This window comes from Kitasatospora sp. NPDC036993 (genome assembly GCF_055607525.1).
Map to the genome: position 1 here is coordinate 126,345 of NZ_JBVJRP010000006.1, position 24,013 is coordinate 150,357.

Sequence of the window (24,013 nt, forward strand, 5' to 3'; positions counted from 1 at the left end):
CCCGAGGAGACCGTGCCCGGCACGGTGCGTGCCATGGCCCACCACATCGCAGCCGCGAAGGACCGGTAGCAGCAATGACCGAATCGATCATCAACCGCATCATCGCCACCAGGCCCTCGCACGACGGCGCCATCACCGTCACCGGCCTGGGCCACCGCACCACCATGCCGCTGGCCGAGTTCCACGACCGGGCCAGGGCCGTCGCCGGAGCCCTGCGCCGCCGGGGCGTCCGCGCGGGCGACCGGATCGGCATCCTCTCGGCCAACCGGCTGGAATGGGTGCTGCTCGACCTCGCCGCCCTCATGCTCAAGGCGCAGACCGCCGGGTTCGAGCCGGGCAAGTTCCGCCCCGACGCCGACCTGGTCGAGCGCTACGGCCTGGACCTGCTCTACACCGACGTCCCGCTGTCCGACGGCTCCCCAGCCGAGGCCGTGTCGATCGCGACCGTCGCCGGCCACGCCGAGGAGGCCGCCGGGGCCGTCGGGGCCGCCGGGGAACCGGCCCCGGAGCGGTGGGCCGCCACGGAGTGCACCACCGTCAAGTTCACCTCCGGCTCCACCGGCGCCCCCAAGGGACTCGAAGCCACCGCCGGCAGCATCGACTCCTCGCTGCGCGCCGTCCAGAGCCTGTTCGAACACCGCCCGGGTGACGACGTCCTGACGTTCCTTCCGCTCTCGCTCCTCCAGCAGCGCTACTGGCTCTACTCGGCGCTGTACTGGGGACACGACATCACCATCACGACCTACCAGTCCGTCTTCGCCGTGATGCCGACCGTGCGCCCCACGGTCGTCATGGGGGTCCCCGCCTTCTTCGACACCGCCAGGCGGCACCTCGAAAGCAGCATCGCCGACGGCGTCGAGCCGGCCAAGGCCGCCGCCGAGCTCTTCGGCGACCGCGTCCGCTACCTGTGGACCGGCTCGGCCCCCGCCGACCAGGCGACGCTCGGGTTCTACACCGGGCTCGGGCTCCCGATCTTCGAGGGCTACGGGCTCAACGAGACCTGCATCACCACCAAGAACCACCCCGGTGCCCACCGGGAGGGCAGCGTGGGCCGGGCGCTGCCCGGCAAGGAGATCGTCATCGACGAGGAGGGCGTCGTCTGCGTCCGCAGCGACCACCCGGTCAACACGGCCTACACGTACGCCGCTCCCGGTGACAGCGAGCGGATGTTCAGGCCCGGCGGCATCGTCCGCACCGGGGACCTCGGGCGCCTCGACGAGGACGGGTTCCTGTACATCCTCGGCCGCGCCGACGACGTCATCGTCCTCGACAACGGCAAGAAGGTCATCGTCAGGCCCGTCGAGACGCGCTTCCGGGACACCGGCGCGGTGGCCGAGTGCGTCCTGTACCACCCCAGCCCGGCCGGATTGGTCGCCGTCGTCTCCCCCCACCCCGGCCCGGTCGACACCGACGCGATCGCCCGGGCGCTCGCCCTGGTCAACGCCGCCTCCGAGCCCGACGAGCGGATCTCCCGGGTGATCGTCGCCGACGAGCCCTTCGCCGTCGACAACGGGCTCCTCACCTCCCAGTTCAAGCCGATCCGCAAGCGCATCGCCGACCGCCACCGCGACCGGATCGACGACCCGAAGGCAGGCATCCATGCCCACTGACCTCGACACCCTGGCCCGCGAACAGCTATCCCGGGTGCTGCGCGACCACCCCGATCCGACGGCCCTCGACCCGGCCGAGGACCTCGTCCACACGTACGGGATCACGTCCCTGAACAAGGTCCTGTTCCTGACCTCCCTGTGCCGGGCGGCCGACGTCGGTCTCGACAACTTCACCGAGGACGACCTCGCCGGCATGCGCACCCTCGGTAACGTCGTCGACGCCCTCCGGCGCCACGCCCCCCAGAACGGATGACTTCCTTGAACAGCACCACCTGGAGCCGGCAGGCCTCCGCGCTCCTCGAGAACGAGCACGTCGAACTCCACCCGATCTCGGAGGCCGACCGGGAGCCGCTGCGCAAGATCGCGTTCGACGACCGGATCTGGACGTACTTCGTCTCCCGGGTCGGGAACGACGTCGACTACGAGCGGTTCTTCGACGCCATGCTCGCCGACCAGGCCGCCGGCAGGCGCGCGGTCTACATCGTCGTCGACAAGTGCACCGGCCAGGTCGCCGGGAGCTCCAGCTACGGCAACCTCGCCGAGGCCGACGGGCGCCTGGAGATCGGCTGGTCCTGGCTCGGCGTCGACTTCCAGGGCAAGGGCGTCAACCGGTGGGTCAAGTACCTGCTGCTGCGGCACGCGTTCGACGTCCTGGGCGCCGAGCGCGTCGAGTTCAAGACCGACGTGCTCAACGTGCAGGCCCGCGCCGGACTGCGCAACATCGGCGCGTACGAGGAGGGCGTCATGCGCAGCTTCAACCCGATGCCCGAGGGCCGGCGGCGCGACGCCATCTACTACTCGGTGCTCCGCGCCGAGTGGCCCTCGGTCGGGGAGCAGCTCAGCCGGGCCGGCAAGGCCGTCAACCCGTGCGCGTGAACGGCGCGCCGCTGCTCGAACTGTCCGGCCCGCCGCACACCCGTGGGTTCGCCCACGGGCGCGCGCTGGCCGGACGGCTCCGCGGCTTCCTGGGCGACTCGCTCGCCCGCCTCGGCCACCTCAGCGACCGGCCGATGGACCTCGACGCGCTGCGGCCGTCCATCGCCGCCCACCGCGAGGTCGTGGCCACGACGCTGCCCGATCTCGCCGAGGAGGTCGACGGCCTCGCCGCCGGCGCGGGCATCGAGCGCGACGAGGCCTGGCTGCTGCAACTGCGTCGCGAACTCCTGGGCTACAGCCGGGTCACCGCCGGGGACTGCACCACCTACGCCTCGGTCCGCGGCGGGCCGGTGCTGGCCCAGACGGTCGACCTGAACGGGAACCTCGACGACCAGATCGCCGTCCTGGCGGTCTCGGGGCCGCGGCACCGCTCCCTGGTGCTCAGCTTCGCCGGGCTCCTGGGCTACCTCGGTGTCAACGACGCCGGGATCGCCGTCGGCCTCAACCTCGTCCTCGGCGGGGAGTGGGAGCCCGGAGTGCCGCCGTACCTGGCGATCCGTCACGTGCTGGACAGCGCCGACAGCGTCGACCACGCGGTCGAGCTGCTGTGCGGGCTCCCGCTGGCCAGTTCGCGCTCGTTCACGGTGTGCGGAGAGGAACGGGCCGTGTGCGTCGAGTCCCTGGGCCGGGAGCGCAGCGTCCTCGAAGACGCCGATCCGGCGCACACCAACCACTTCCTGGACGCGCGGTTCGCCGGACGGGACGAGATCAACGTCTTCGCCAAGAACTCGTCGCGGCGGCGCCTGGACGCCGTCCGGGAGGCCGGCATCCCGGCCGCGGGCGACACCGCGGGCCATCACCGGCTCCTCTCGACGCCACCGGTCCTGGTGCGCGACAACGGCGACATCCGGCGCGAGCGGACCGTCGCGGCGGTGGTCCTGCGCCCGGACCTGCGGGAGCTCCGGCTCTGGCCGGGCGATCCGTCCACGGTGGCGGAGCAGGTCCACTCCCTGCGGTGACGGCCGGCGTCCGGGCGACGGCACCGGACCCGGAGTAATCGGAGCGTGTAGCCGCGCGGCGGCGACGTCAGTGCGGTGCGTCCTGCGGAATGCGTTTGCCGCGGACGCGAGAGGTACGGCCGGGTACGTAGTTTCCCTGTGACGGATGGTCGGTTCGCAATGGAGGGAGTCGTGGTGGTGGGTCGGAGCATGTCGGCGAGGGGGGTGCGGTCATGATGCGGGTGGCGGTGGTCGGCGCGGCCGGCTACATCGGCGGGGAGCTGCTGCGGCTGTTGCTGGGACACCCCGGGGTCGAGCTGGTGGGCGCGGTCTCGTCCCGCTTCCCCGGCAAGCGGATCGACGGTGTGCACCCGAACCTGCGGTCCTCCACCGATCTGTCGTTCTGCGCGGCCGAGGAGGTCCCGGACTGCGACGCGGTGTTCCTGGCGCTGCCGCACCGGGTGGCGATGACCCAGGTCGAGCAGTGGACCCGGCGCTCCAAGGTCGTCGTCGACCTGACCGGGGACTTCCGGCTCGACGACACCGAGGTCTTCCGGCGCTACTACGGCGAGGAGCACCAGGCCCCGCACCTGCTGGGCGACTTCGTGCCCGGGCTGCCCGAGCTGTACCGCGAGGGCCTGCGCTCCGCGGACCTGATCAGCGTTCCCGGCTGCATGGCCACGGCCGGCGTGCTCGCCCTGTACCCCCTGGTGGCCCGCGGCCTGATCGACCTCGACCGGGGGGCCCAGTTCGACGCCCGCACCGGGTCCAGCGGCTCGGGCGCCACCGCCGGCCCGGCCAACCTGCACGCCGAACGCAGCGGTGCCATGCGGGTGTTCGCGCCGACCGGGCACCGGCACGAAGCCGAGATCTCCCGGCACCTCGGCCTGTCGGCCGCGATGACGGCCACCGGCGTCGAGGCGGTCCGCGGCGTCCAGACCATCTGCCACGCCACCCTGCGCCCCGGCGTGGACCTGAAGACCGTGCGCCGGGCCTACCGCGAGCAGTACGCCGGGGAGCCCTTCGTCCGCATCGTCGCGCACCAGCGCGGCATCTTCCGCTACCCGGACCCGAAGATCCTGCTGGGGTCCAACTTCTGCGACGTGGGCTACGCCCTCGACGAGGACACCGGCCGGCTGACCACCATCGCCGCGCTGGACAACCTGGTCAAGGGCGGCTCCGGCAACGCCCTTCAGTGTTTCAACATCCGCATGGGACTACCCGAGAACCTCGGCCTGACCTTCCCCGGCCTCCACCCCCTGTAACCCCGGCCAACCGGAGCGACCGTGACCACCAAACCGCTGACCGTCGTCAAATGCGGCGGCAACCCGGCCGTGGACGCCGCGGGCATCTGCGCCGACATCGCCGGCCTCGTCCACGAGGGCCACTCGATCCTCCTCGTCCACGGCGGCTCGGGCGAGATCGGCCGCCTCGCCGGCCGACTCGGCGTCGCCCAACGCACCCTCGTCGCGCCGGACAACGTGTCCGCGCGCTACACCGACCCGGACACCCTCGAAGTGGTCGTCCTCGCCCTGGCGGGCTCGGTCAAGCCCGGACTCGTGGCGGAGCTCTCCCGCCACAAGGTGCCCGCGGTCGGCCTCACCGGCATGGACGGCGGGATGCTCCGCGCCCGCCGGAAGTCCGCCGTCCGCGCCGTCGTCGACGGCCGCACCGTGCTGATCCGCGACAACCACAGCGGCCGGATCGACACGGTCGACACCACGCTCCCCGAGACCCTCCTGCGGGCCGGCTTCGTCCCGGTGCTCTCACCGCCCGCCATCGACGAGAACGACCGGCCCGTCAACGTCGACGCCGACCGCGCCGCGGCGGCCCTGGCCGCCGCCCTCGGCGCGGAGCGGCTCCTGCTGCTCACCGGCGCCCCCGGGGTCCTCGCCGACTCCGGCGACCCGGCCAGCCTGCGGAGCACCCTCGGGATATCCCCGGCGGGCCCGCCCGACCCGTCCGCCACCGGCGGCATGGCGCTCAAGCTCATCGCCGCGCGCGAAGCGCTCGCCGGCGGCGTCGCCACCGTGCGCATCGCGGACGGACGCACCCCCGAACCCGTCAGCCGGGCACTCGCGGGGGCCGGCACCACGGTGCACATCTCCCACGCGGGGACGCCGACCCACAGCTCTCGTGAAAGGGAGATCCGCACATGAGCGAACCGAACGGCACGCCCGCCGAGTGGCAGGGCGGCACGGTCTGGCTGACCGGGCTGCCCAGCGCGGGCAAGACCACCATCGCGACGGGCCTCGCCGGGCGACTGCGCTCCGAGGGGCACCGGGTCCAGGTGCTCGACGGCGACGAGGTCCGCGCCGCCCTCTCCGCCGAGCTGGGCTTCTCGAAGGAGGACCGGGACGTCAACGTGCGGCGGATCGGCTACGTGGCGGCCCTGCTCGCCGAGCACGGCGTCACCGTGCTGGTGCCGGTCATCGCCCCGTACGCGCAGTCCCGCGCGGCGGTCCGCGAGCTGCACGCGGCGCGCGGCGCGCGCTACGCCGAGGTGCACGTGGCGACCCCGCTGGAGGTCTGCGCCGACCGGGACGTCAAGAGCCTCTACGCCAGGCAGGCGGCGGGCGAACTCAGCGGTCTCACCGGCGCGGACGACCCCTACGAGGTGCCGGTCGACCCCGATCTGCGTGTCCACACCCAGGACCAGACCGTCGACGAGTCGGTCCGGCAGGTGCGTGCGCTGCTCACCGCCCGGGGCCTGTCGTGACGGCCCCCGCGCGGCCGGTGGCCGCCGACCGCCCCGGAGACCACGGCCCGCTGCCGGACCCGGCGCCCCCGCTGACGCACCTGGAGGTGCTGGAGGCCGAGGCGGCGCACATCTTCCGCGAGGTGGCGGGGGAGTTCGACCGGTCGACGCTGCTGTTCTCCGGCGGCAAGGACTCGATCGTCATGCTGCACGTGGCGCTCAAGGCGTTCGCCCCGGCCCCGCTGCCGTTCTCCCTGCTGCACGTGGACACCGGCCACAACTTCCCCGAGGTGCTCGCCTACCGCGACCGGATCGTCGGGAAGCACGGCCTGCGGCTCGACGTGGCGTCCGTGCAGGACTACATCGACGCCGGGACGCTGCGCGAGCGGCCGGACGGCACCCGCAACCCGCTCCAGACCGTTCCGCTGCTGGACGCCATCCGGGACGGCCGCTACGGCGCGGTCTTCGGCGGCGGCCGGCGCGACGAGGAGAAGGCGCGCGCCAAGGAGCGGGTGTTCAGCCTGCGGGACGAGTTCGGCGCCTGGGAGCCGCGCAGGCAGCGGCCAGAGCTGTGGCAGCTCTACAACGGCCAGCACCAGGCCGGTGAGCACTTCCGGGTCTTCCCGCTGTCCAACTGGACCGAACTGGACGTCTGGCAGTACATCGAGCACGAGGGCATCGAGCTGCCGGAGATCTACTTCGCGCACTGGCGCAAGGTGTTCCGGCGCGACGGCATGTGGCTGGCGCCCGGCGACTGGGGCGGCCCCAGGGACGGCGAGTCCGTGGTCGACCGTCAGGTCAGGTACCGCACGGTCGGCGACATGTCCTGCACCGGCGCGGTCGACTCGTCCGCCTCGACGGTGGGCGAGGTGATCGCGGAGATCGCCGCGAGCCGGGTGACCGAGCGCGGTGCGAGCAGGGCCGACGACCGGTTGTCCGAGGCAGCCATGGAGGACCGCAAGCGAGAAGGGTACTTCTAGACATGTCAACGGGCGTCGCGGAAGCGGCAGATCAGACGCGCTCCACCGGCCGGCCCTCGGGCGGCCTGCTGAGGCTGGCCACCTGCGGGTCGGTCGACGACGGCAAGTCGACCCTGGTGGGACGGCTGCTCTACGACACCAAGTCGGTCCTCGCCGACCAGGCGCTGGCCATCGAGGAGGTGTCCCGCAGGCGCGGGCAGGACAGCCCCGACCTGGCCCTGCTCACCGACGGCCTGCGGGCGGAGCGGGAACAGGGCATCACCATCGACGTGGCCTACCGCTACTTCGCGACGCCCGCGCGGCGGTTCATCCTCGCGGACACCCCGGGGCACGTGCAGTACACGCGCAACATGGTGACCGGCGCCTCCACCGCCGACCTGGCGGTGATCCTGGTCGACGCGCGCAACGGCGTGGTCGCCCAGACCATGCGGCACGGCGCGATCGCGGCCCTGCTGCGGGTGCCGCACATCGTGCTGGCGGTCAACAAGATGGACGCGGTCGACTTCCGGGAGTCCGTCTTCACCGGGATCGTGGACGAGTTCGGCCGCCGGGCCCGCGAGTTGGGCATCACCGACGTCACCGCCATCCCGATGTCCGCGCTGACCGGCGACAACGTGGTCGAACCGTCGACCAGGATGGACTGGTACGGCGGCGAGACCCTGCTGTCCCACCTGGAGGGCGTGCCGCTCGGAGCGGAGCCGGCCGGCCGGCCGCTGCGGCTGCCGGTGCAGTACGTGGTCCGGCACCCCTCGGGCGACCGGGTGGAGCGCTGGCTGGCCGGTCAGCTCGCCTCCGGGCAGCTCAGGGTGGGCGACCCGGTGGCCGTCCAGCCGTCCGGGGAGACCAGTACGGTGGCCGGCCTCACCGTGCTCGGCAAGGAGGCCGACCGGGTGTGGGCGCCGCAGTCGGTGGCCGTCCGGCTCGCCGACGACGTCGACATCTCCCGGGGCGACATGCTGGCCGCGGGCCCGGCCCCCCGGATCCTGCGGAACATCACCGCGAACCTGTGCCACCTGCACGAGCGCCCGCTGCGCGAGCGGCAGCGCGTCCTGCTCAAGCACACCACCAGGACGGTCCCCGCGGTGGTGGAGCGGATCGACCACCGCATCGACGTCACCGACGCCCGGCGGCTGCCCTGCGAGGACGGACTCTCCGTCAACGACATCGGCGGCGTGCGGATCCGCACCGCCGAGCCGCTCGCCGTCGACGACTACCGGGAGAACCGGCGGACCGGCTCGTTCCTGCTCATCGACCCGCAGGACGGGGCGACGCTCGCCGCCGGGATGATCGAGGCGGCGGAGCGGTAGCCCCGGTCCGCTTCGCCGTCTGCCGCCCGGGTCCCGTGTCCGTACGGGGCCCGGGCGGCCGGATGCCTTGGGCCGGTGCCGGACTCAGCCGACGGTGACGGTCAGCAGGCCGTCGGGCCCGGCGGTGACGGTGACGGCGGCGAGGGTGCCGGCCTGGGCGTCCGGCCGGTGGGGGAGGGCGCGCGGGCCGACGCCGACGACCCGGACGCCGGCGGCCCTGGCGGCGGCGATGCCGGCGCCGGAGTCCTCGAAGGCGAGGCAGTCGGCGGGGGCGAAGCCGAGGGCGGCGGCGCCCTTGAGGAAGCCCTCGGGATCGGGCTTGCTGGCGCCGACGGACTCGGCGGTGACCAGGACGGGCGGCAGCGGCAGGCCGGCGGCGGCCATCCTGACCCGGGCGAGCGGCTGGTCGGCGGAGGTGACCAGGGCGTGCGGGAGGCCGGCCAGCGAGGCGAGGAAGGCGGGCGCACCGGGCACCGGGACGACGCCCTCGGTGTCGGCGCGCTCCTCGGCGAGCATCAGCTCGTTGTCGGCCAGGTTGGCCTCGGCCGGGCGCTCGGGCAGCAGCACGGCCATGGTCGCGTGGCCCTGGCGGCCGTGGGCGACGGCGAGCACCTCGGCGGGGTCCAGGCCGTGCCGCTCGGCCCAGCGGCTCCAGCAGCGCTCGACCACGGCATCGGAGTCGACCAGGGTTCCGTCCATGTCCAGGAGGACGGCGCGGGCGGTCAGCCGGACGGGGGCAGCGGACATGGGACGGCTCCTCGGGGAGAATGGCTGCGGGAGAGCCGGAAACGGAAGCTCTTTGTTTCCCGATGATACAAAAGTTCAGCCGAGCAGGTGGATGTTGACCGCCCGGGCCTCCCCGGCCAGCTCCGGCAGCTCCACCACCTCGACCCCGGCGGCCTCCAGCAGCGCGGTGCCCTGGCAGTCGGTGACGAACAGGTCGGGCTCCCGCCAGGCGACCACCACCCGCGGCACGCCCGCCGCGACGAGCAGCCGGGCGCACGGCACCGGCCGCGAGGCGCGCTGCCCGCAGGGCTCCAGCGAGCTGTAGACGGTCGCCCCGCGCAGCCGCGGGTCGCCCGCGGGCAGCTTGGCCAGGGCCGCCTCCTCGGCGTGGTCGTGCGGGTCCGTCTCCCGGCTGTACCCCTCCGTCAGCACCGTGCCGTCGGCGCCGACGACCACCGCGCCGACCGAGAAGGCCGTCCCGGACGGCGGGCAGCGGCGGGAGAGTTCGACGGCCCGGCGCAGGTGGGCGAGGTCGGTGGACGCGGGCTCGGTCACGGCGCGGGCTCCTTCGGGGCGTACCTGAGCAGGACGACGTCGCCCACCGTACGTGCCCCCAGCAGCCGCATCCGCCGGGCCGGGCCGCCAGGGAACGCGGCCGGGCGGACGAACCGGGGAGCCTCGGCCTGGCCGACCAGCAGCGGGGCGACGGCGAGCTGGAGCTCGTCCGCCAGGCCCTGGGCCAGGAACTGGGTGTGCACGCCCCCGCCGCCCTCGACCATCAGCCGGCGCACCCCGCGCGCGCCCAGGTCGTCCAGCACCGCGCCGAGGTCCACCGCGCCGCCGAGCGCGACCACCTCGGCCAGTCCGTCCAGCCGGGGGCGCAGCGCCGCGGCCCCGGCGTCCGTGGTGTAGGCGAGCTTGGCGCCGCCGGTGTGCCAGAACCGCAGGCCGCCGTCGAGTGAGCCGCTGGCGCTGAGCGTCACCTTCAGCGGGTGCTCGGGCCGGCCGGCCGCCAGCCGGGCGGCCCGGCGCCCGGGGTCGGCGACCAGCAGCCGGGGGTTGTCGGCGCGCAGGGTGTTGCCGCCGACCAGGATCGCGTCGGCGGCCGCGCGCTCCTCGTCCACCCGGTCGAAGTCGGCGGCGCCGGAGAGCAGCAGCCGGTCGGGGGAGGCGTCGTCGAGGTGGCCGTCGAGCGAGACGGCGGCGCTCAGCAGGACGAAGGGGCGCTGGCCGGGCATGGGCGGGACCGTTCTGTCGGGGGCGCCTCCACGGTACGGCCGGCCGGTCCCGCCCCGGCGCCCAGCGTTCGACATCTGAGACAGATCTTCTCGGGATGCGGGACGGGGAGTAGCGTCGAGGGCGTCGCGGAACATCGGAGCCGACCACGCCCAGGGGGACCTCATGACCGGACCGCAGCCCGCCGCCGTCTACACCCACGGCCACCAGGAGGCCGTGCTGCGCTCGCACCGCTCCCGCACCGCCGCCGACTCGGCCGGCTACCTGCTGCCCGGACTGCGGCCCGGGCAGTCCCTGCTGGACGTCGGCTGCGGGCCGGGCACGATCACCGCGGACCTGGCCGGGCTGGTCGGCCCCCAGGGGCGGGTGGTGGCGGTGGACACCTCCGCCGAGGTGCTGGAGCAGGCCGCCGGGTACGTCGCCGGGCGGGGCCTGTCCAACGTCGTCTTCGAGCGCGCCGACGTGCACCGGCTGCCGTACCGGGACGGCGAGTTCGACGTCGTGCACGCCCACCAGGTGCTACAGCACGTGGCCGACCCGGTGGCCGCGCTGCGCGAGCTGCGGCGGGTGACGGCGCCGGGCGGGGTGGTCGCGGCCCGGGACGTCGACTACGCCTCGATGACCTGGTTCCCCGAGGTGCCCGCGCTGGACCGGTGGCTGGAGCTGTACCGGCGGACCGCCCGCGCCAACGGCGGCGAGCCGGACGCCGGCCGGCGGCTGCTGTCCTGGGCCAGGGCGGCCGGCTTCACCGAGGTCACCGCGAGCGCCACCACCTGGACGTACGCGACGCCCGGGCAGCGCGCCTGGTGGGGCGGGATGTGGGCGGACCGGGTCACCGGCACCGCGCTGGGCCGGACGGCGGTCGAGCGGGGCTTCGCGGAGCCGGACGAGCTGGACCGGATCGCGGCCGGCTGGCGGGAGTGGAGCGACGCCGGGGACGGCTGGTTCTCGATGCTGCACGGGGAGGTCCTGGCCCGGGGCTGAGCGGGCGGACGGCGGGCCGGGGAGGACGGGCAGGCGTTCGGAAAGATCGGGTAAAGTCGCGCGACCGTTCAGATCGGGCCCGTTCGGGTCCGAGCCATGGTGCCGAGTGCCGAGCCGAGTGCCCGCCGCGGCGGGTTGGGGGAGTCCACGTGTCCAAGCCTGAGTCCGGGCCGCCCGTCCCGGGGCCGGAGTCGCCCGCGGCCGCGGGGGCCGGTACGGACGCGGACCCGGCGGCTCCGGCGGCGGAGGCTGTCGAGGCGACGGTTGCCGAGACGGTGGCGGAGGATCCGGCGGCTGGCCAGGACCCGCGGGTGGACTTCCGCAAGCACACCGCCGCCCCGGACGCCGTCACCCCCGCCGTCACCCCCGACGACACCGCCGAGCCGGCCGAGCCCGAAGCCCCCGCCGACCCCTGGGCCGCGCCCGACGTCACCGCGGGCCCGCTCGCGAGCCCGGCCCCGCGGGCCGTCCCGCCGTCGGCCGCCCCGCCCCAGCCGCCGTACCCGCTGCCCGCCGGCGGCTGGGCCTCCGTCACCCCGGCCGAACGGTCGGGCCTCCAGCCAGGCCACCCGTACGCCGTGGCCCCGGGCCAGGCCCCCGCCGTTCCCGGGTTCGCCCCCGGCTTCGTCCCCGGGCCCGCCCCGACCAACGGCTTCGCCGTCGGCTCCCTGGTCACCGGCCTGCTCCTGGTGGCCCCGGTGGCCCTGGTGTTCGGCATCCTCGCGCTGGTCCAGATCAACCGCCGCAAGGAGCGCGGCTCCGGGATGGCGGTGACCGGCCTGGTGCTCGGCACGATCGGCACGGTGCTGCTGGCCCTCCTCCTCGGTGCGGCGGACTTCGGCTCGGCGCGGGCCGGCCGCTTCGGCCAGGCCCAGAAGCCGCCGGGCTCGGTGCACTGGTCCGACCTCAAGACCGGCGACTGCTACGACTCCCCCGGGGGCGCCCCTGCGCCGGGCGGGGACGGCGACGAGACGGTGTCCTGGGTGCACCGGGTGCCCTGCGCCGAGCCGCACAACGGCGAGGTGGCCGGCACCGTCGAGATCCCCGGCGGCGACGGCCCGTACCCGGGCGAGAGCGAGGCCAGGGAGTCGGCCGCCCGGCTGTGCCGCAAGGTGCTGGACGAGTACGCGCTGGACCAGTGGGCCCTGCCGGACGGCATGGACGACGTCTACCTGTACCCGACCGCGCAGAACTGGAAGTCCGGCGAGCGGTACGTCACCTGCGGCTTCGAGGACTACGAGGACCGGCACCGGGGGACGGTCCGCACCGACCGGAACAGCCTGACCGCCCCCCAGCTGGCCTACCTGGAGGCCGTCCGGGGCTTCAACGACGTCTACCTGGACCAGCCGGGCCGGGACGTCTCGGTCGCCGGGCCGGAGCACCGGGCGTGGGCCCGGCGGATGGCCGTCGCCTCCAGGACCGAGGCGGCGGTGCTGGGCAACCCCGGGGCGCCCTGGCCGGCCGACGTCCGGCCGGGCATCGTCAAGCTGGTCGACGCCCAGTCGCAGGCGGCCGCCGCCTGGGACGCCGCGGCCTCCGGCGACGACGTGGCCGGTGACGTCCGCCGGGCCAGGGCCCTGGTCGCCAAGACCGCGCCGATCACCCTGGAGATCCGCCGCGGGCTGAGCCTGTCCACCGGCGAGCAGGCGCCCGACCTGCGGGTCTGAGCGCCCGCGCGAGCGGTGCCCGGGCGTCGACCCGCCGCAGCGGGCCGGCGGGCCCGCCACGGAGCCGTACGGCCCGCGGCGGCCCCCGGTACCCTCCCGGCATGGACACCTACCGGGTGATGCGGCAGGACGACAACGGCAACCGCTTCCTGGTCGCCGGAGGCCTCGACCCGGCCGAAGCGCGGCGGCTGGCCACCGACTTCGAGTCCCGCGGCCACAAGCAGCTGTACTGGGTCGAGGCGGACGGGGAGGCCGGGCCGGAACCGGCGGATCGGACCGTCCGGAACGCCTGAGCCGCCAGGGCCCGCCGGCGACAGCCCGTAGGGTCGGCCCCATGGACGCGACCCACGCCACCCACCCCACCCACCCCGCACCCGGCACCCCCGGCACCCCCCGGATCGTCGTCGGCGGCGCGCTGGTCCGCGGCGGCCGGGTGCTGGCCGCCCGGCGCAACGCGCCCGAGGCGGTGGCCGGGCGGTGGGAGTTCCCCGGCGGGAAGGCCGAGCCCGGTGAGACCGAGGCGCAGGCGCTGGAGCGGGAGCTGCTGGAGGAGCTCGGCGTCCGGGCGCGCGCGCTGACCCGGCTGCCCGGCGCGTGGGCCGTGCGCCCCGGCCTGGAGCTGCACTTCTGGGCCGCCGAACTGCTGGCCGGCGAGCCGCGCGCACTCCAGGACCACGACGCGCTGCGCTGGCTGGGCCCGGACGAACTGGACGCCGTGGACTGGATCGACCACGACCGTGACGTGCTGCCGCACGTCGCCCGGCTGCTCGCGGAGGGCGGGGCGGCGGCCGCGGACGGCGCACCCGCGGGTGACGACGCGCAGTCCGCCGGGTAGGTCAATCGGACAAGACGACCCAGCCTCCGGGATAGCCTGGGAACTGCTGGGTATGTCACTTTTCGGCACTATTCGTCACCATCGGTGAGCCGCCCCCAGCCGGCGACGCCGATCCCGACCAGAGCCGGAGGCCACGTCGGTGTCGAGTACCGGGAAGGGTGGCGGGGGAGAGCGGCGGGCAGGCTCCGCGGGGAGCGCCGCCGCCCGCGCCCGACTGCGCCGCGTCGCCCGTCCGGCCGCCCCCCAGCCGCCCTCCGGCCGCCGCGGCGGCGCTGTCGAGGCCCCCGACGCCGCGCGGCCCGCCCAGCCGGCGCCGACCCTGGCGGTGTCCGGGGCCGGCACCGCGCCCGGCCTGCGCAGCCGTCCCGGACGGCCGTTCCCCGGCGGTCCCGCCGAGAGCCAGGCGGGCCCCGGATCGCCCGCCGAGGGCAGCCTGCTGGACATGCTCAAGGTCGCCATCGCGATCCTGGACACCGCGGGCCGGGTGGTGCTCTGGAGCCCGGCCGCCGAGGAACTGCTCGGCTGGCCGAACGAACTGCTGGTCGGCCGCCGGATCGAGGAGCTGATCCCCGAACCCACGCAGGTCGCCCGGATCCGGGCCGCGATCCAGGACACCCTGCGGCACGGCCGCTGGGCCGGCTACGCCGAACTGCGCGACCGGGACGGCGCGCCGGTCGCCGTGGACGCCAGGATCTCCCTCCTGGTGGACGGCGACGGCACCCCGTTCCTCCAGGTCAACATGGCCGAGGCGACCGCCGTCCGGGCCGTCGAGCGGGACCTCGCGGTGCGTGACGCGCTGTTCGAGCAGTCCCCGCTGGGCATCGCCATCATGGACACCGACCTGCGCTACACCGCCGTCAACCAGACCCTCGCCGAGATGAACGGCGTCGCCCTGGAGGACCACGTCGGCCGCACCACCGGCGAGACCCTGCCGGAGCGGGCCGCCGACGAGATCACCGCCATCCAGCGCCAGGTGCTGGCCACCGGCGAGCCGGTCATCGACGTCACCCTGGCCTCCCCGGTCACCACCAGGGCCGGCTACCGCTCGATCTCCTACAGCCGGATGACCGACCGCTCCGGCCGGGTGCTCGGCATCTCCGGCACCGTGATGGACGTGACCGAGCGTTACCGGGCGGTCGCCAAGGTCGAGCACGCCCGGCGCCGGCTCTCGTTGCTCAACGAGTTCGGCTCCCGGGTCGGCGATCTGCTGGACGCCTCCAGGATCGCCCAGGAGCTGGCCGGCTCGGTCGTCCCCAGGCTGACCGACCACTCGGCGGTGGTCCTGCTCCAGGCCGTCGCGCACGGTGACGACCTGCCCCGGCACGGCCACGACCGGCGCACCTCGCTGCTCCAGCTCGGCACCGCCTCCGTCCAGGACGGCCCCGAGGTGGACGTGATGCTGCGCCGCGGCGCCAGGATCACCTTCGCCGAGGACTCCACCTGCGGCCGGGTGCTGCGCACCGGAGTGCCCGAGCTGCTGTCCGGCGCCGACCGGCTGGAGGACGTCACCTACCCCGGCGATCCGAAGATGCAGGCCGCCAGGGACCTCGGCGTGCACTCGATGCTGGTCGTGCCGCTGCGCGCCCGCGGCATCGTGATCGGCCTGCTGCTGGTCAGCCGGGCCGGCTACCGCGAGGGCTTCGACCGGGACGACCTGGCCTTCACCGTCGAGCTGGCCGACCGGGCCGGCAGCTCGCTGGACAACGCCCGCCTCTACGCCCGCGAGCGCACCGCCGCGCTCACCCTCCAGCGCACCCTGCTCCCGCAGCAGGTCCCGCAGCCCACCGGCGTCGAGGTCGCCTACCGGTACGTCCCCGGCAGCAGCGGCACCGAGGTCGGCGGCGACTGGTTCGACGTCATCCCGCTGCCCGGCGACCGCACCGCGCTGGTGGTCGGCGACGTGATGGGCCACGGCCTGCGGGCCGCCGCCACCATGGGACGGCTGCGCACCGCCGTCCGGGTGCTGGCCGCCCTCGACCTGCCGCCGGACGTCCTGCTGCGGCACGTCCACGAGCTGGCCGACGACCTCGCCCAGGGCCCGGACGAGGCGCTGCTGGCCACCTGCATCTACGCGGTCTTCGACCCGGCGACGGCCCGGCTCACCGTCGCCAAGGCCGGGCACATCCCGCCGGTGCTGGTGGTGCCCGGCCCGGACGGCGCGGAGCCGACCCGCACCGGCGGTCCGCTGCCCGGCGGCACCGGCCGCATCCTGGACCTGCCCTCCGGCGCCCCGCTCGGCGTGGGCGGAGTCCCGTTCGAGTCGGTCGAACTGAAGATCCCCGAGGGCAGCCTGCTGGCGCTGTGCACCGACGGCCTGGTCGAGTCCCGCGACAAGGACCTGGACGTCGGCCTCGGCCGGCTGGTCACCGTGCTCCAGGACTCCCACGCCTCCATCCAGGCCGCCTGCGAGGCGGTGCTGGACACCATGGAGCAGGGCCGGGAGCCGGACGACGTGGCGCTGCTGCTGGCCCGGCTCGGCCACGGCCAGGCCGGCACCCCGACGGCCGGCTGGACCCTGCCCGCCGAGCCCACCGCCGTCTCCCGGGCCCGCCGGCTGGTCCGCGCCGCGCTCGCCGAGTGGGGCGTCGAGGGGCTCACCGACACCGCCGAGCTGCTGGTCAGCGAGCTGGTCACGAACGCCGTCCGGTACGCCAGCGCTCCCATCGGGGTACGGCTGACGCTCGGTGAGACGCTGCTGGTCGAGATCTCCGACCCGCTGCCCGACCCGCCCAGGGAGCGGCACGCGGCCGAGGCCGACGAGGGCGGGCGCGGTCTGGAACTGGTCCACCGGCTGGCCCTGCGCTGGGGCGCCAGGGCCGAGGGCATCGGCAAGGTGGTCTGGTTCGAGCAGGCACTACCGGGTAATGAGCCCGACGGATCGTGATCGGAACGAACGTCGGGAGAGCCGTGCCGCACATGCCGTCGGGAGCCCAGGGGGAGCGCGCGACTCGGAAGGGGGCGCGAGCGTGGCATTGTGGTTGCGCGGGCGGTAGGACAAAAACCTTCGCCCGATCTGATGTTGTGATGTTGAGGGCGTGTGAACGTACCCCTCGATGATGAATACTCGGTCTTCTCGACATCCGGACGGTCGCGGGTTGGAGGGGTCGGTCCGTTGAACAGCACTCCGGCGCGGAGCGCGCAGAGCAGCAGCGGTCATGCCGCCGTGCCCGGACAGGCCGGTGCCTCGCACCTGCCCGTACCGGGCGGCCGGGCCACCAGCCGCGGCCACCATCCGGTACCGGAGGACCGGTCGCGGGGCGCCGGTGACCCCGGATCGATCTACGACTACATCCGGGTCGCCACCTTCGCGATCGGCCCCGACGGGCGGATCAGCCAGTGGAGCGAGCGCGCCGCCGAGTTCTTCGGCGTCCCGGCCGCCGAGGCCGTCGGCGCCGACCCGATCACCACCTTCGTCCCCCGCGAGCTCTGGCAGCGCGGCCGCGCCCGGCTGGAGCGCACCCTGGCGGGGGAGGAGTGGGTCGGCACCACCCCGTACCAGGACGCCGCCGGCGGCGAGGGCCTCGCCGAGCTCTACCTGATGCCCGACAGCGCCCTGCCCACCGCGGGCGCCACCTGCCTGGCCGTCGACCTCGGACGGCTGCGCCGGATCGAGACCGACCTGGCCGCCTCCGAGGCCGTCTTCGGGCAGACGCCCACCGGTTTCGTGCTGTTCGACGGCCGGCTGCGGCTGCAGCGGGTCAACGACGCCTTCGCCTCCGGGATGGGCCTGGTCCCCACCGACCTGGAGGGCCTCACCCCGCACGACCTCTTCCCGCCGTCCGAGGCCGACCGGCTCACCGCCGCCCTGCGCAAGGTCCTGGCCACCGGCGAGCCCGTCTTCGACCTGCGCTTCCACGGCGCCGTCCCGACCCGCGAGGGCAACCGGCTCTGGGCCGTCTCGCTGTATCGCCTGAACGGCACCGCGGGGCAGACCGTCGGCGTGGCCGGACAGGTGACCGACGTCACCAGCCGGCACGTCGCCGAGCGCGAGGCCGACGGCGTGCGCCGCAACCTGGCGCTGCTCAACGAGGCCAGCGCCCACATCGGCTCCACGCTCGACCTGGAGACCACCGCCAAGGAACTCCTGGACGTCGTCGTCCCGCCGTTCTGCGACCTCGCCACCGTCGACCTCTACACCGCGCTGCTCTCCGGCGAGACCGTCCCCAGCGCCGGCCGGCTCGGCGACACCGTGCTCACCGACGGCAGCGGCGAACTGCGCCGGGTCGCCGTCTCCAGCGTGGTCGGCGGCGCCTCCTCGGTGCTCGGCTCGGTCACCGCCCTGCCGATCGCCGAGGCCGGCGGCACCCTCTGTTATCCGCGCCGCTCCCCGCACGCCCGGGCCCTGCGCACCGGCCGCAGCGTCATCCCCGAGCCCGGGCCCGACCCGCTGCTGCGCTCCACGCTGATAGTCCCGCTGGTCGCCCGCGACCAGGTGCTCGGCCTCGTCCAGCTCTCCCGGGCGATCGGCAGCGAGCCCTTCGACGCCCGCGACGTCGCGATCGCCGAGGAACTGGTCGCCCGCGCCGCCGTCTGCATCGACAACGCCCGGCTCTACCGGCGCGAGCACGAGCGGGCGCTGATCCTCCAGCGCAGCCTGCTGCCCCCGGGCAACCCGGCCGCCAGCGGCCTGGAGATCGCCTGCCGCTACCTGCCCAGCAACAACAACACCGAGGTCGGCGGCGACTGGTTCGACGTCATCCCGCTGCCCGGCAACCGCACCGCGCTGGTCATCGGCGACGTGATGGGCCGCGGTCTGCGCGCCGCCGTCGCCATGGGCCAGCTGCGCACCGCCGTCCGCACCCTGGCGATGCTCGACCTGGACCCGGCCGAGGTGCTCACCGCGCTGGACGAGATCGCCCGCGGCCTCGGCGACGACTCGGTGCCGGCCGGCCCGCCCACCCAGTACGGGCGGCTCACCTCGACGGCCGACGAGGAGGCCCGCGAGGTTTACCTGGCGACCTGCGTCTACGCGGTCTTCGACGCCGTCACCCGCCGCTGCGTCTTCGCCAACGCGGGCCACCTGCCGCCCGTCCTGCTCAGCCCCGGCGACAGCGCCCGGATGCTCGACGTACCGCCCGGCCTGCCGCTCGGCGTCGGCGGCGAGCCCTTCGAGGAGGTCGAGCTGACCCTCCCGGACGGCGCCGTGCTCGCGCTCTACACCGACGGCCTGGTGGAGAGCCGCAAGCACCAGCTGGACGAGGGCCTGCGGGCCTTCCGCTCCGCGCTCTCCGGTGAGGGCAAGGGGCTGGAGGAGCTCTGCGACCACGTGCTCGGCGAGCTCAACCCGCACCACGGCGAGGACGACATCGCCCTGCTGATGGCCAAGGTGCACGCCTTCCCCGAGGACGCCGTCGGCAACTGGTTCCTGCCGCCCGAGCCCACCTCCGTGGCCAAGGCCCGCGAGCTGGCGTGCAGCTGGCTGCTCTCCAGGGGGCTGGAGGAACTGGTCGACACCACCGAGCTGCTGGTCAGCGAGCTGGTCACGAACGCGCTCAAGCACGGGCGGGGCGAGATCCGGCTGCGGCTGCTGCGCGAGCGCAGCCTGGTCTGCGAGGTCTGGGACGACGGCTACGCCCAGCCCAGGCAGCGGCGTGCCCAGGAGACCGACGAGGGCGGGCGCGGCCTGCAACTGGTCAGCCTGCTGGCCGAGCGCTGGGGCAGTCGGCGCACGCCGAAGGGCAAGATCGTCTGGTTCGAGCTGGGGCTGTAGCCGTCCGGAGCGGTGGGCCGGACGGGTGCTGTCGCCCGGCCGCCCGCCGTGTCGGCGCGGGCCGGGCACCGGGCGCGGCGTTCGATGGCCGCCATGCGCGTCCGCCAGCTCACCGCCGCAGCCGCCGCGCTGCTGCTCGCCGCCGGCCCCGCCGGCTGCTCCGCCGACCGGGGCCCCGCCCGTACCCCGGCCCCCGCGCCCGTCCCGGCCGAGCCCACCGCCACCACCGGGGACGTCCGGCCCGCCGACCGCACCGCCGTCCGGGACGGCGGCACGCTGCGCTGGGCCCTGGACGGCGTCCCGGCCACGCTGAACGTCTACCAGGGCGCGGCGAGCGCCGACTCGGCGCTGCTCGCCCATGCGCTCTACCCCTCGCTGTTCCGGCCCGACGGGCACGGCCGGCTGGCCCCCGACCCGGACTACCTGGCCGGTGCCGAGTCCACCCCGGCGGGGCAGCAGCCGCAGGTGGTGACGTACCGGCTCAACCCGCGCGCCGTCTGGAGCGACGGCACCCCGCTCTCGGCCGCCGACCTCGACGCGCAGCGGGCCGCGCTGTCCGGCCTGGACCCGGCCTACCGGGGCGCCCGGCCGGCCGGGTACGACGCCATCGACTCGATCACCCGGGGCGCGGACCCGCACGAGGTACGGGTGACCTTCCGGCGGCCGTACGCCGAGTGGCGCTCGCTGTTCGGGCCGCTCTACCCGGCCGCCGAGACGGCCACCCCGGCCGCCTTCGAGCGGGCGCTGACCGGCGGGGGCCGGCCGGGCGCGGGGCCGTACACCCTCTCCAGGTACGACGCCGAGGGCGGGCAGGTCAGCGTGGTGCGCAACCCGCTCTGGTGGGGCGATCCGCCGAAGGCCGACCGGATCGACTTCCTCGCCGTCCCGCCCGGGCAGCGGCTGGACGCGCTGGACCAGGACCGGCTGGACGTCGCCCCGCTCACCGCGGCGGTGGACCGGGCGGTGCCGGCCGCCTCCCCTTCCCCTTCCTCGTCCCGTGCCGCTTCCCCTTCCTCGTCCCCCTCAGCTTCCCCGGCGCCGCCGCCCGCGGCCGCGCCCGAGGCGGCGGCGCTCGCCCTGCGCCGGGCCGAGTCGCTGCCCGGCGTCACCGTGCACCGGGCCGCCGCGGCCTCGCTCACCCAGCTCACCCTCAACGCCGCCCGCGACCCGCTGACCGACCCGGTGGTGCGCCGCGCCCTCACCAAGGCCGTGGACCGGCGGCGGATCGCCGAGGCCGCGCTCGCCCCGCTCGGCCTGCCCGCCGAGCCGCTGGGCAGCCACCTGCTCGCGGGTGACCAGGAGGGCTACCGGGACGACAGCGCCGCGGCCGGTTCCGCGGACCCGGGCCGGCTGCTGGACGAGGCGGGCTGGATGCGGTCCGCCGGCGGGGGCCCCCGGACGAAGGGCGGCCGGCCGCTCGCCCTCTCCCTGCTCGTCCCGGCCGGTTCGGCGACCGCCCAGCGCACCGCGGACACGCTCACCGCCGTCCTCGCCGAGTCCGGGATCGTGGTGCGACCGGTGGCCGCGCCCGCCGACTCCTTCCTCGGGGAACACCTGGCGGCCGGGGACTACGACCTCGCGCTGTTCTCCTGGCCGGTCGGCCCCAGCCCGGCGAGCGAGCAGCGCCCCGCGTACGCCAAGCCCCGGCCGGACGCCGACGGCGCACTCGACCCAGGCGGCAACTTCGGCCGCAGCGGCACCGAGGAGATCGACCGGCTGTTCGACCGGGCCGCCGCCGAGCTGGACCCGGCGGCCCGGCTGGACCTCCTCCAGGAGGCGGACCTGCGGATCTGGCAGCTCGGGCACTCGGTGCCGCTCTACCAGCGGCCGGAGCTGGCCGGCGTCAGGACCGGGGTGGTCGGCGCGGGCACGTACGGCTTCGGGTGGCCGCGCTTCCAGGACGTGGGCTGGAGCCGCTAGCGCGCCGCCTCCGCGGGCTCCGGCTCCGGCCGCGGCCGCAGCCGGGGCAGCGAGGCCCGGAGTCGTCGGATCACGAACGGAAGAGTGTCGGAGTCCGGCCGCCAGGTGAAGGGAGTATGACCCACCTGTGATCTTGATCCCGCCCGACCTGCTCGTTTCTGCCCACCTCGGTGCTTCCCCGTACGATAGGAGGAAGCCGAGGCATGGCCATGTGCCCGGCGGGTGGACCGGTAGTAGCAGGCGGAACGGGCGGCGGCGATCGACAGGGATCGCAAGTGCGCGTCACGCAGCCGGGCGCCGCAACCCACGATTCCGGGAGAATCAGCAAGGCATGCCCACGCGCAACGACATCCGTAACGTCGCCATCGTCGCCCACGTCGACCACGGCAAGACCACGCTGGTCGACGCCATGCTGAAGCAGGCCGGCGCCTTCGCCGCCCACCAGCACCTCGACGACCGCATGATGGACTCGAACGACCTGGAGCGCGAGAAGGGCATCACCATTCTCGCGAAGAACACCGCGGTCAAGTACCACCCCAAGGATGGTGGCGCACCGATCACCATCAACATCATCGACACCCCGGGCCACGCCGACTTCGGTGGCGAGGTCGAGCGCGGTCTGTCGATGGTGGACGCGGTCGTCCTGCTGGTCGACGCCTCCGAAGGCCCGCTGCCGCAGACCCGCTTCGTGCTCCGCAAGGCGCTCACCGCGCGGCTGCCCGTCATCCTCTGCATCAACAAGACCGACCGTCCGGACTCCCGGATCGACGAGGTCATCAACGAGACCTACGACCTGTTCCTGGACCTGGACGCGGACGAGGACCAGATCGAGTTCCCGATCGTCTACGCCTGTGCCCGTGACGGCGTCGCCTCGCTGACCAAGCCGGAGAACGGCACCGTCCCCGCGGACAGCACCAGCCTGGAGCCGTTCTTCTCCACCCTGCTGGAGCACGTCCCGGCCCCGACGTACGAGGAGGACGCGCCGCTCCAGGCCCACGTCACCAACCTCGACGCCGACAACTTCCTCGGCCGCATCGCGCTGCTGCGCGTCGAGCAGGGCGAGCTGCGCAAGGGCCAGACCGTGGCCTGGATCAAGCGCGACGGCACGACCTCCAACGTCCGCATCTCCGAGCTGCTGATGACCGAGGCGCTCACCCGCAAGCCGGCCGAGGTGGCGGGCCCCGGTGACATCTGCGCCGTCGCCGGCATCGGCGAGATCATGATCGGCGAAACCCTCGCCGACCCGGAGAACCCGGTCGCGCTGCCGCTGATCACGGTGGACGAGCCGGCCATCTCGATGACCATCGGCACCAACACCTCCCCGCTGGTCGGCCGTGGCGGCAGCGGCAAGGGCGCGGACGCCAAGGCCGCCGGCAAGGTGGACCGCAAGGTCACCGCCCGCCAGGTGAAGGACCGCCTGGACCGCGAGCTGATCGGTAACGTCTCGCTGCGCGTGCTGGACACCGAGCGTCCGGACGCCTGGGAGGTGCAGGGCCGCGGTGAGCTGGCGCTGGCCATCCTGATCGAGACCATGCGCCGGGAAGGCTTCGAGCTGACCGTCGGCAAGCCGCAGGTCGTCACCAAGCAGGTCAACGGCAAGACCCACGAGCCGGTCGAGCGCCTCACCGTGGACGTGCCGGAGGAGCACATGGGTGCCGTCACCCAGCTCATGGGCATCCGCAAGGGCCGGATGGACAACATGTCCAACCACGGCTCGGGCTGGGTCCGGATGGAGTTCGTCGTGCCGTCCCGCGGCCTGATCGGCTTCCGCACCGAGTTCCTCACCAACACCCGCGGCACCGGCATCGCCCACTCGATCCACGAGGGCCACGAGCCGTGGTTCGGCAACCTGACCACCCGCAACAACGGCTCGCTGGTCGCCGACCGGGCCGGTGTGGTCACCGCCTTCGCGATGACCAACCTCCAGGAGCGCGGCGTGCTCTTCTGCGAGCCGGGCACCGAGGTGTACGAGGGCATGATCGTCGGTGAGAACTCGCGCGCCGACGACATGGACGTGAACATCACCAAGGAGAAGAAGCTCACCAACATGCGGTCCGCGAACGCCGACGTGGCCGAGTCGATCGTCCCGCCGCGCAAGCTCTCGCTGGAGCAGTCGCTGGAGTTCTGCCGCGAGGACGAGTGCATCGAGGTGACCCCGGAGACGGTTCGCATCCGTAAGGTCGTCCTTGACCAGAAGGACCGCGGACGCACTGCCTCGCGCGCCAAGAAGGCGTGATCCGGACGCGCTGAACGGCCTTTGGCCGGAATGATTCGCCCCCCTTTCCCATGGAGAGGGGGGCGAACTTTTTCAACTACTCCAAGTTGCCGGGGCCGCTATTAACGGAATAGCGCTCATCACGCCGAGGCGTCCGCTGAGCGGACGCGGCAGTTCGTCATCCGTGACGACTGTCCGTTTGGTGCCTGTCTGGCTATGTCTCAAATGTCCGGTTTTCGAAACTTACCGAC

18 protein-coding genes and 1 pseudogene are annotated in these 24,013 nt (G+C 74.3%); 17 read left to right on the forward strand and 2 right to left on the reverse strand.

Annotated features, from left to right (window positions below; translation table 11 throughout):
- Positions 1-74 precede the first annotated feature (74 nt).
- The 9 genes from ACZ7C5_RS14520 to ACZ7C5_RS14560 all read left to right on the forward strand — a co-directional run bounded on the left by ACZ7C5_RS14520 (position 75) and on the right by ACZ7C5_RS14560 (position 8,469).
- Positions 75-1,610 carry an AMP-binding protein gene (locus ACZ7C5_RS14520; RefSeq protein WP_470322689.1) on the forward strand — a complete coding sequence of 512 codons (1,536 nt, stop codon included), beginning with the start codon at positions 75-77 and terminating at the stop codon, positions 1,608-1,610.
- On the forward strand, positions 1,600-1,863 hold the full coding sequence (locus ACZ7C5_RS14525) for an acyl carrier protein (protein WP_401083196.1): 264 nt from the start codon (positions 1,600-1,602) through the stop codon (positions 1,861-1,863). Before ACZ7C5_RS14520 ends, ACZ7C5_RS14525 begins: the two co-directional genes overlap by 11 nt.
- Before the next feature lie 5 nt (positions 1,864-1,868).
- Positions 1,869-2,486: a GNAT family N-acetyltransferase gene (locus tag ACZ7C5_RS14530; RefSeq protein ID WP_470322690.1), complete on the forward strand. Its 618-nt coding sequence runs from the start codon at positions 1,869-1,871 to the stop codon at positions 2,484-2,486.
- Entirely contained in the window at positions 2,477-3,505 is a 1,029-nt protein-coding gene (locus ACZ7C5_RS14535) for a C45 family autoproteolytic acyltransferase/hydolase (RefSeq protein ID WP_470322691.1), read from the forward strand. The genes ACZ7C5_RS14530 and ACZ7C5_RS14535 overlap by 10 nt, the downstream gene beginning before the upstream one ends.
- Before the next feature lie 212 nt (positions 3,506-3,717).
- Positions 3,718-4,749, forward strand: coding sequence for an N-acetyl-gamma-glutamyl-phosphate reductase (argC, locus tag ACZ7C5_RS14540; RefSeq protein WP_470322692.1), 1,032 nt, complete (start codon positions 3,718-3,720; stop codon positions 4,747-4,749).
- Between the two features lie 21 nt (positions 4,750-4,770).
- Positions 4,771-5,643 (forward strand): [LysW]-aminoadipate kinase, encoded by an 873-nt coding sequence (locus ACZ7C5_RS14545; RefSeq protein ID WP_401083208.1) that lies wholly within the window; start codon positions 4,771-4,773, stop codon positions 5,641-5,643.
- Entirely contained in the window at positions 5,640-6,203 is a 564-nt protein-coding gene (cysC, locus tag ACZ7C5_RS14550) for an adenylyl-sulfate kinase (RefSeq protein ID WP_401083211.1), read from the forward strand. Before ACZ7C5_RS14545 ends, cysC begins: the two co-directional genes overlap by 4 nt.
- A 17-nt stretch (positions 6,204-6,220) precedes the next feature.
- Positions 6,221-7,162 (forward strand): sulfate adenylyltransferase subunit CysD, encoded by a 942-nt coding sequence (gene cysD / locus ACZ7C5_RS14555; RefSeq protein WP_401083729.1) that lies wholly within the window; start codon positions 6,221-6,223, stop codon positions 7,160-7,162.
- A gap of 2 nt (positions 7,163-7,164) precedes the next feature.
- Positions 7,165-8,469, forward strand: a complete 1,305-nt coding sequence (locus ACZ7C5_RS14560) for a sulfate adenylyltransferase subunit 1 (protein WP_401083214.1) — start codon at positions 7,165-7,167, stop codon at positions 8,467-8,469.
- An 84-nt stretch (positions 8,470-8,553) separates the two neighbouring features.
- Here the strand turns inward: ACZ7C5_RS14560 and ACZ7C5_RS14565 are convergent, their stop codons facing one another.
- Positions 8,554-9,216, reverse strand: a complete 663-nt coding sequence (locus tag ACZ7C5_RS14565) for an HAD-IA family hydrolase (RefSeq protein WP_401083217.1) — start codon at positions 9,214-9,216, stop codon at positions 8,554-8,556.
- A gap of 75 nt (positions 9,217-9,291) precedes the next feature.
- Positions 9,292-10,433, reverse strand: a pseudogene (locus ACZ7C5_RS14570) (dihydrofolate reductase family protein).
- A gap of 163 nt (positions 10,434-10,596) precedes the next feature.
- Here ACZ7C5_RS14570 and ACZ7C5_RS14575 point away from each other — a divergent pair.
- From ACZ7C5_RS14575 to typA, 8 genes are all read left to right on the forward strand, one after another.
- Positions 10,597-11,415, forward strand: a complete 819-nt coding sequence (locus ACZ7C5_RS14575; RefSeq protein WP_188294941.1) for a methyltransferase domain-containing protein — start codon at positions 10,597-10,599, stop codon at positions 11,413-11,415.
- 149 nt (positions 11,416-11,564) lie between these two features.
- Entirely contained in the window at positions 11,565-13,082 is a 1,518-nt protein-coding gene (locus ACZ7C5_RS14580; protein ID WP_470322693.1) for a DUF4190 domain-containing protein, read from the forward strand.
- Positions 13,083-13,183: 101 nt separating this feature from the next.
- Positions 13,184-13,375 (forward strand): SPOR domain-containing protein, encoded by a 192-nt coding sequence (locus ACZ7C5_RS14585; protein WP_401083225.1) that lies wholly within the window; start codon positions 13,184-13,186, stop codon positions 13,373-13,375.
- Positions 13,376-13,416: 41 nt separating this feature from the next.
- Positions 13,417-13,917 carry an NUDIX domain-containing protein gene (locus ACZ7C5_RS14590; RefSeq protein ID WP_470322694.1) on the forward strand — a complete coding sequence of 167 codons (501 nt, stop codon included), beginning with the start codon at positions 13,417-13,419 and terminating at the stop codon, positions 13,915-13,917.
- Positions 13,918-14,056: 139 nt separating this feature from the next.
- On the forward strand, positions 14,057-16,801 hold the full coding sequence (locus tag ACZ7C5_RS14595; RefSeq protein ID WP_401083231.1) for a SpoIIE family protein phosphatase: 2,745 nt from the start codon (positions 14,057-14,059) through the stop codon (positions 16,799-16,801).
- Between the two features lie 228 nt (positions 16,802-17,029).
- The gene (locus ACZ7C5_RS14600; RefSeq protein ID WP_401083234.1) at positions 17,030-19,627 is read left to right on the forward strand and encodes a SpoIIE family protein phosphatase; all 2,598 of its coding nucleotides are present in this window, start codon (positions 17,030-17,032) and stop codon (positions 19,625-19,627) included.
- A 93-nt stretch (positions 19,628-19,720) separates the two neighbouring features.
- Positions 19,721-21,547, forward strand: a complete 1,827-nt coding sequence (locus tag ACZ7C5_RS14605; RefSeq protein WP_470322695.1) for an ABC transporter family substrate-binding protein — start codon at positions 19,721-19,723, stop codon at positions 21,545-21,547.
- Between the two features lie 331 nt (positions 21,548-21,878).
- Positions 21,879-23,783 (forward strand): translational GTPase TypA, encoded by a 1,905-nt coding sequence (gene typA / locus ACZ7C5_RS14610; RefSeq protein WP_188296648.1) that lies wholly within the window; start codon positions 21,879-21,881, stop codon positions 23,781-23,783.
- Positions 23,784-24,013 lie beyond the last annotated feature (230 nt).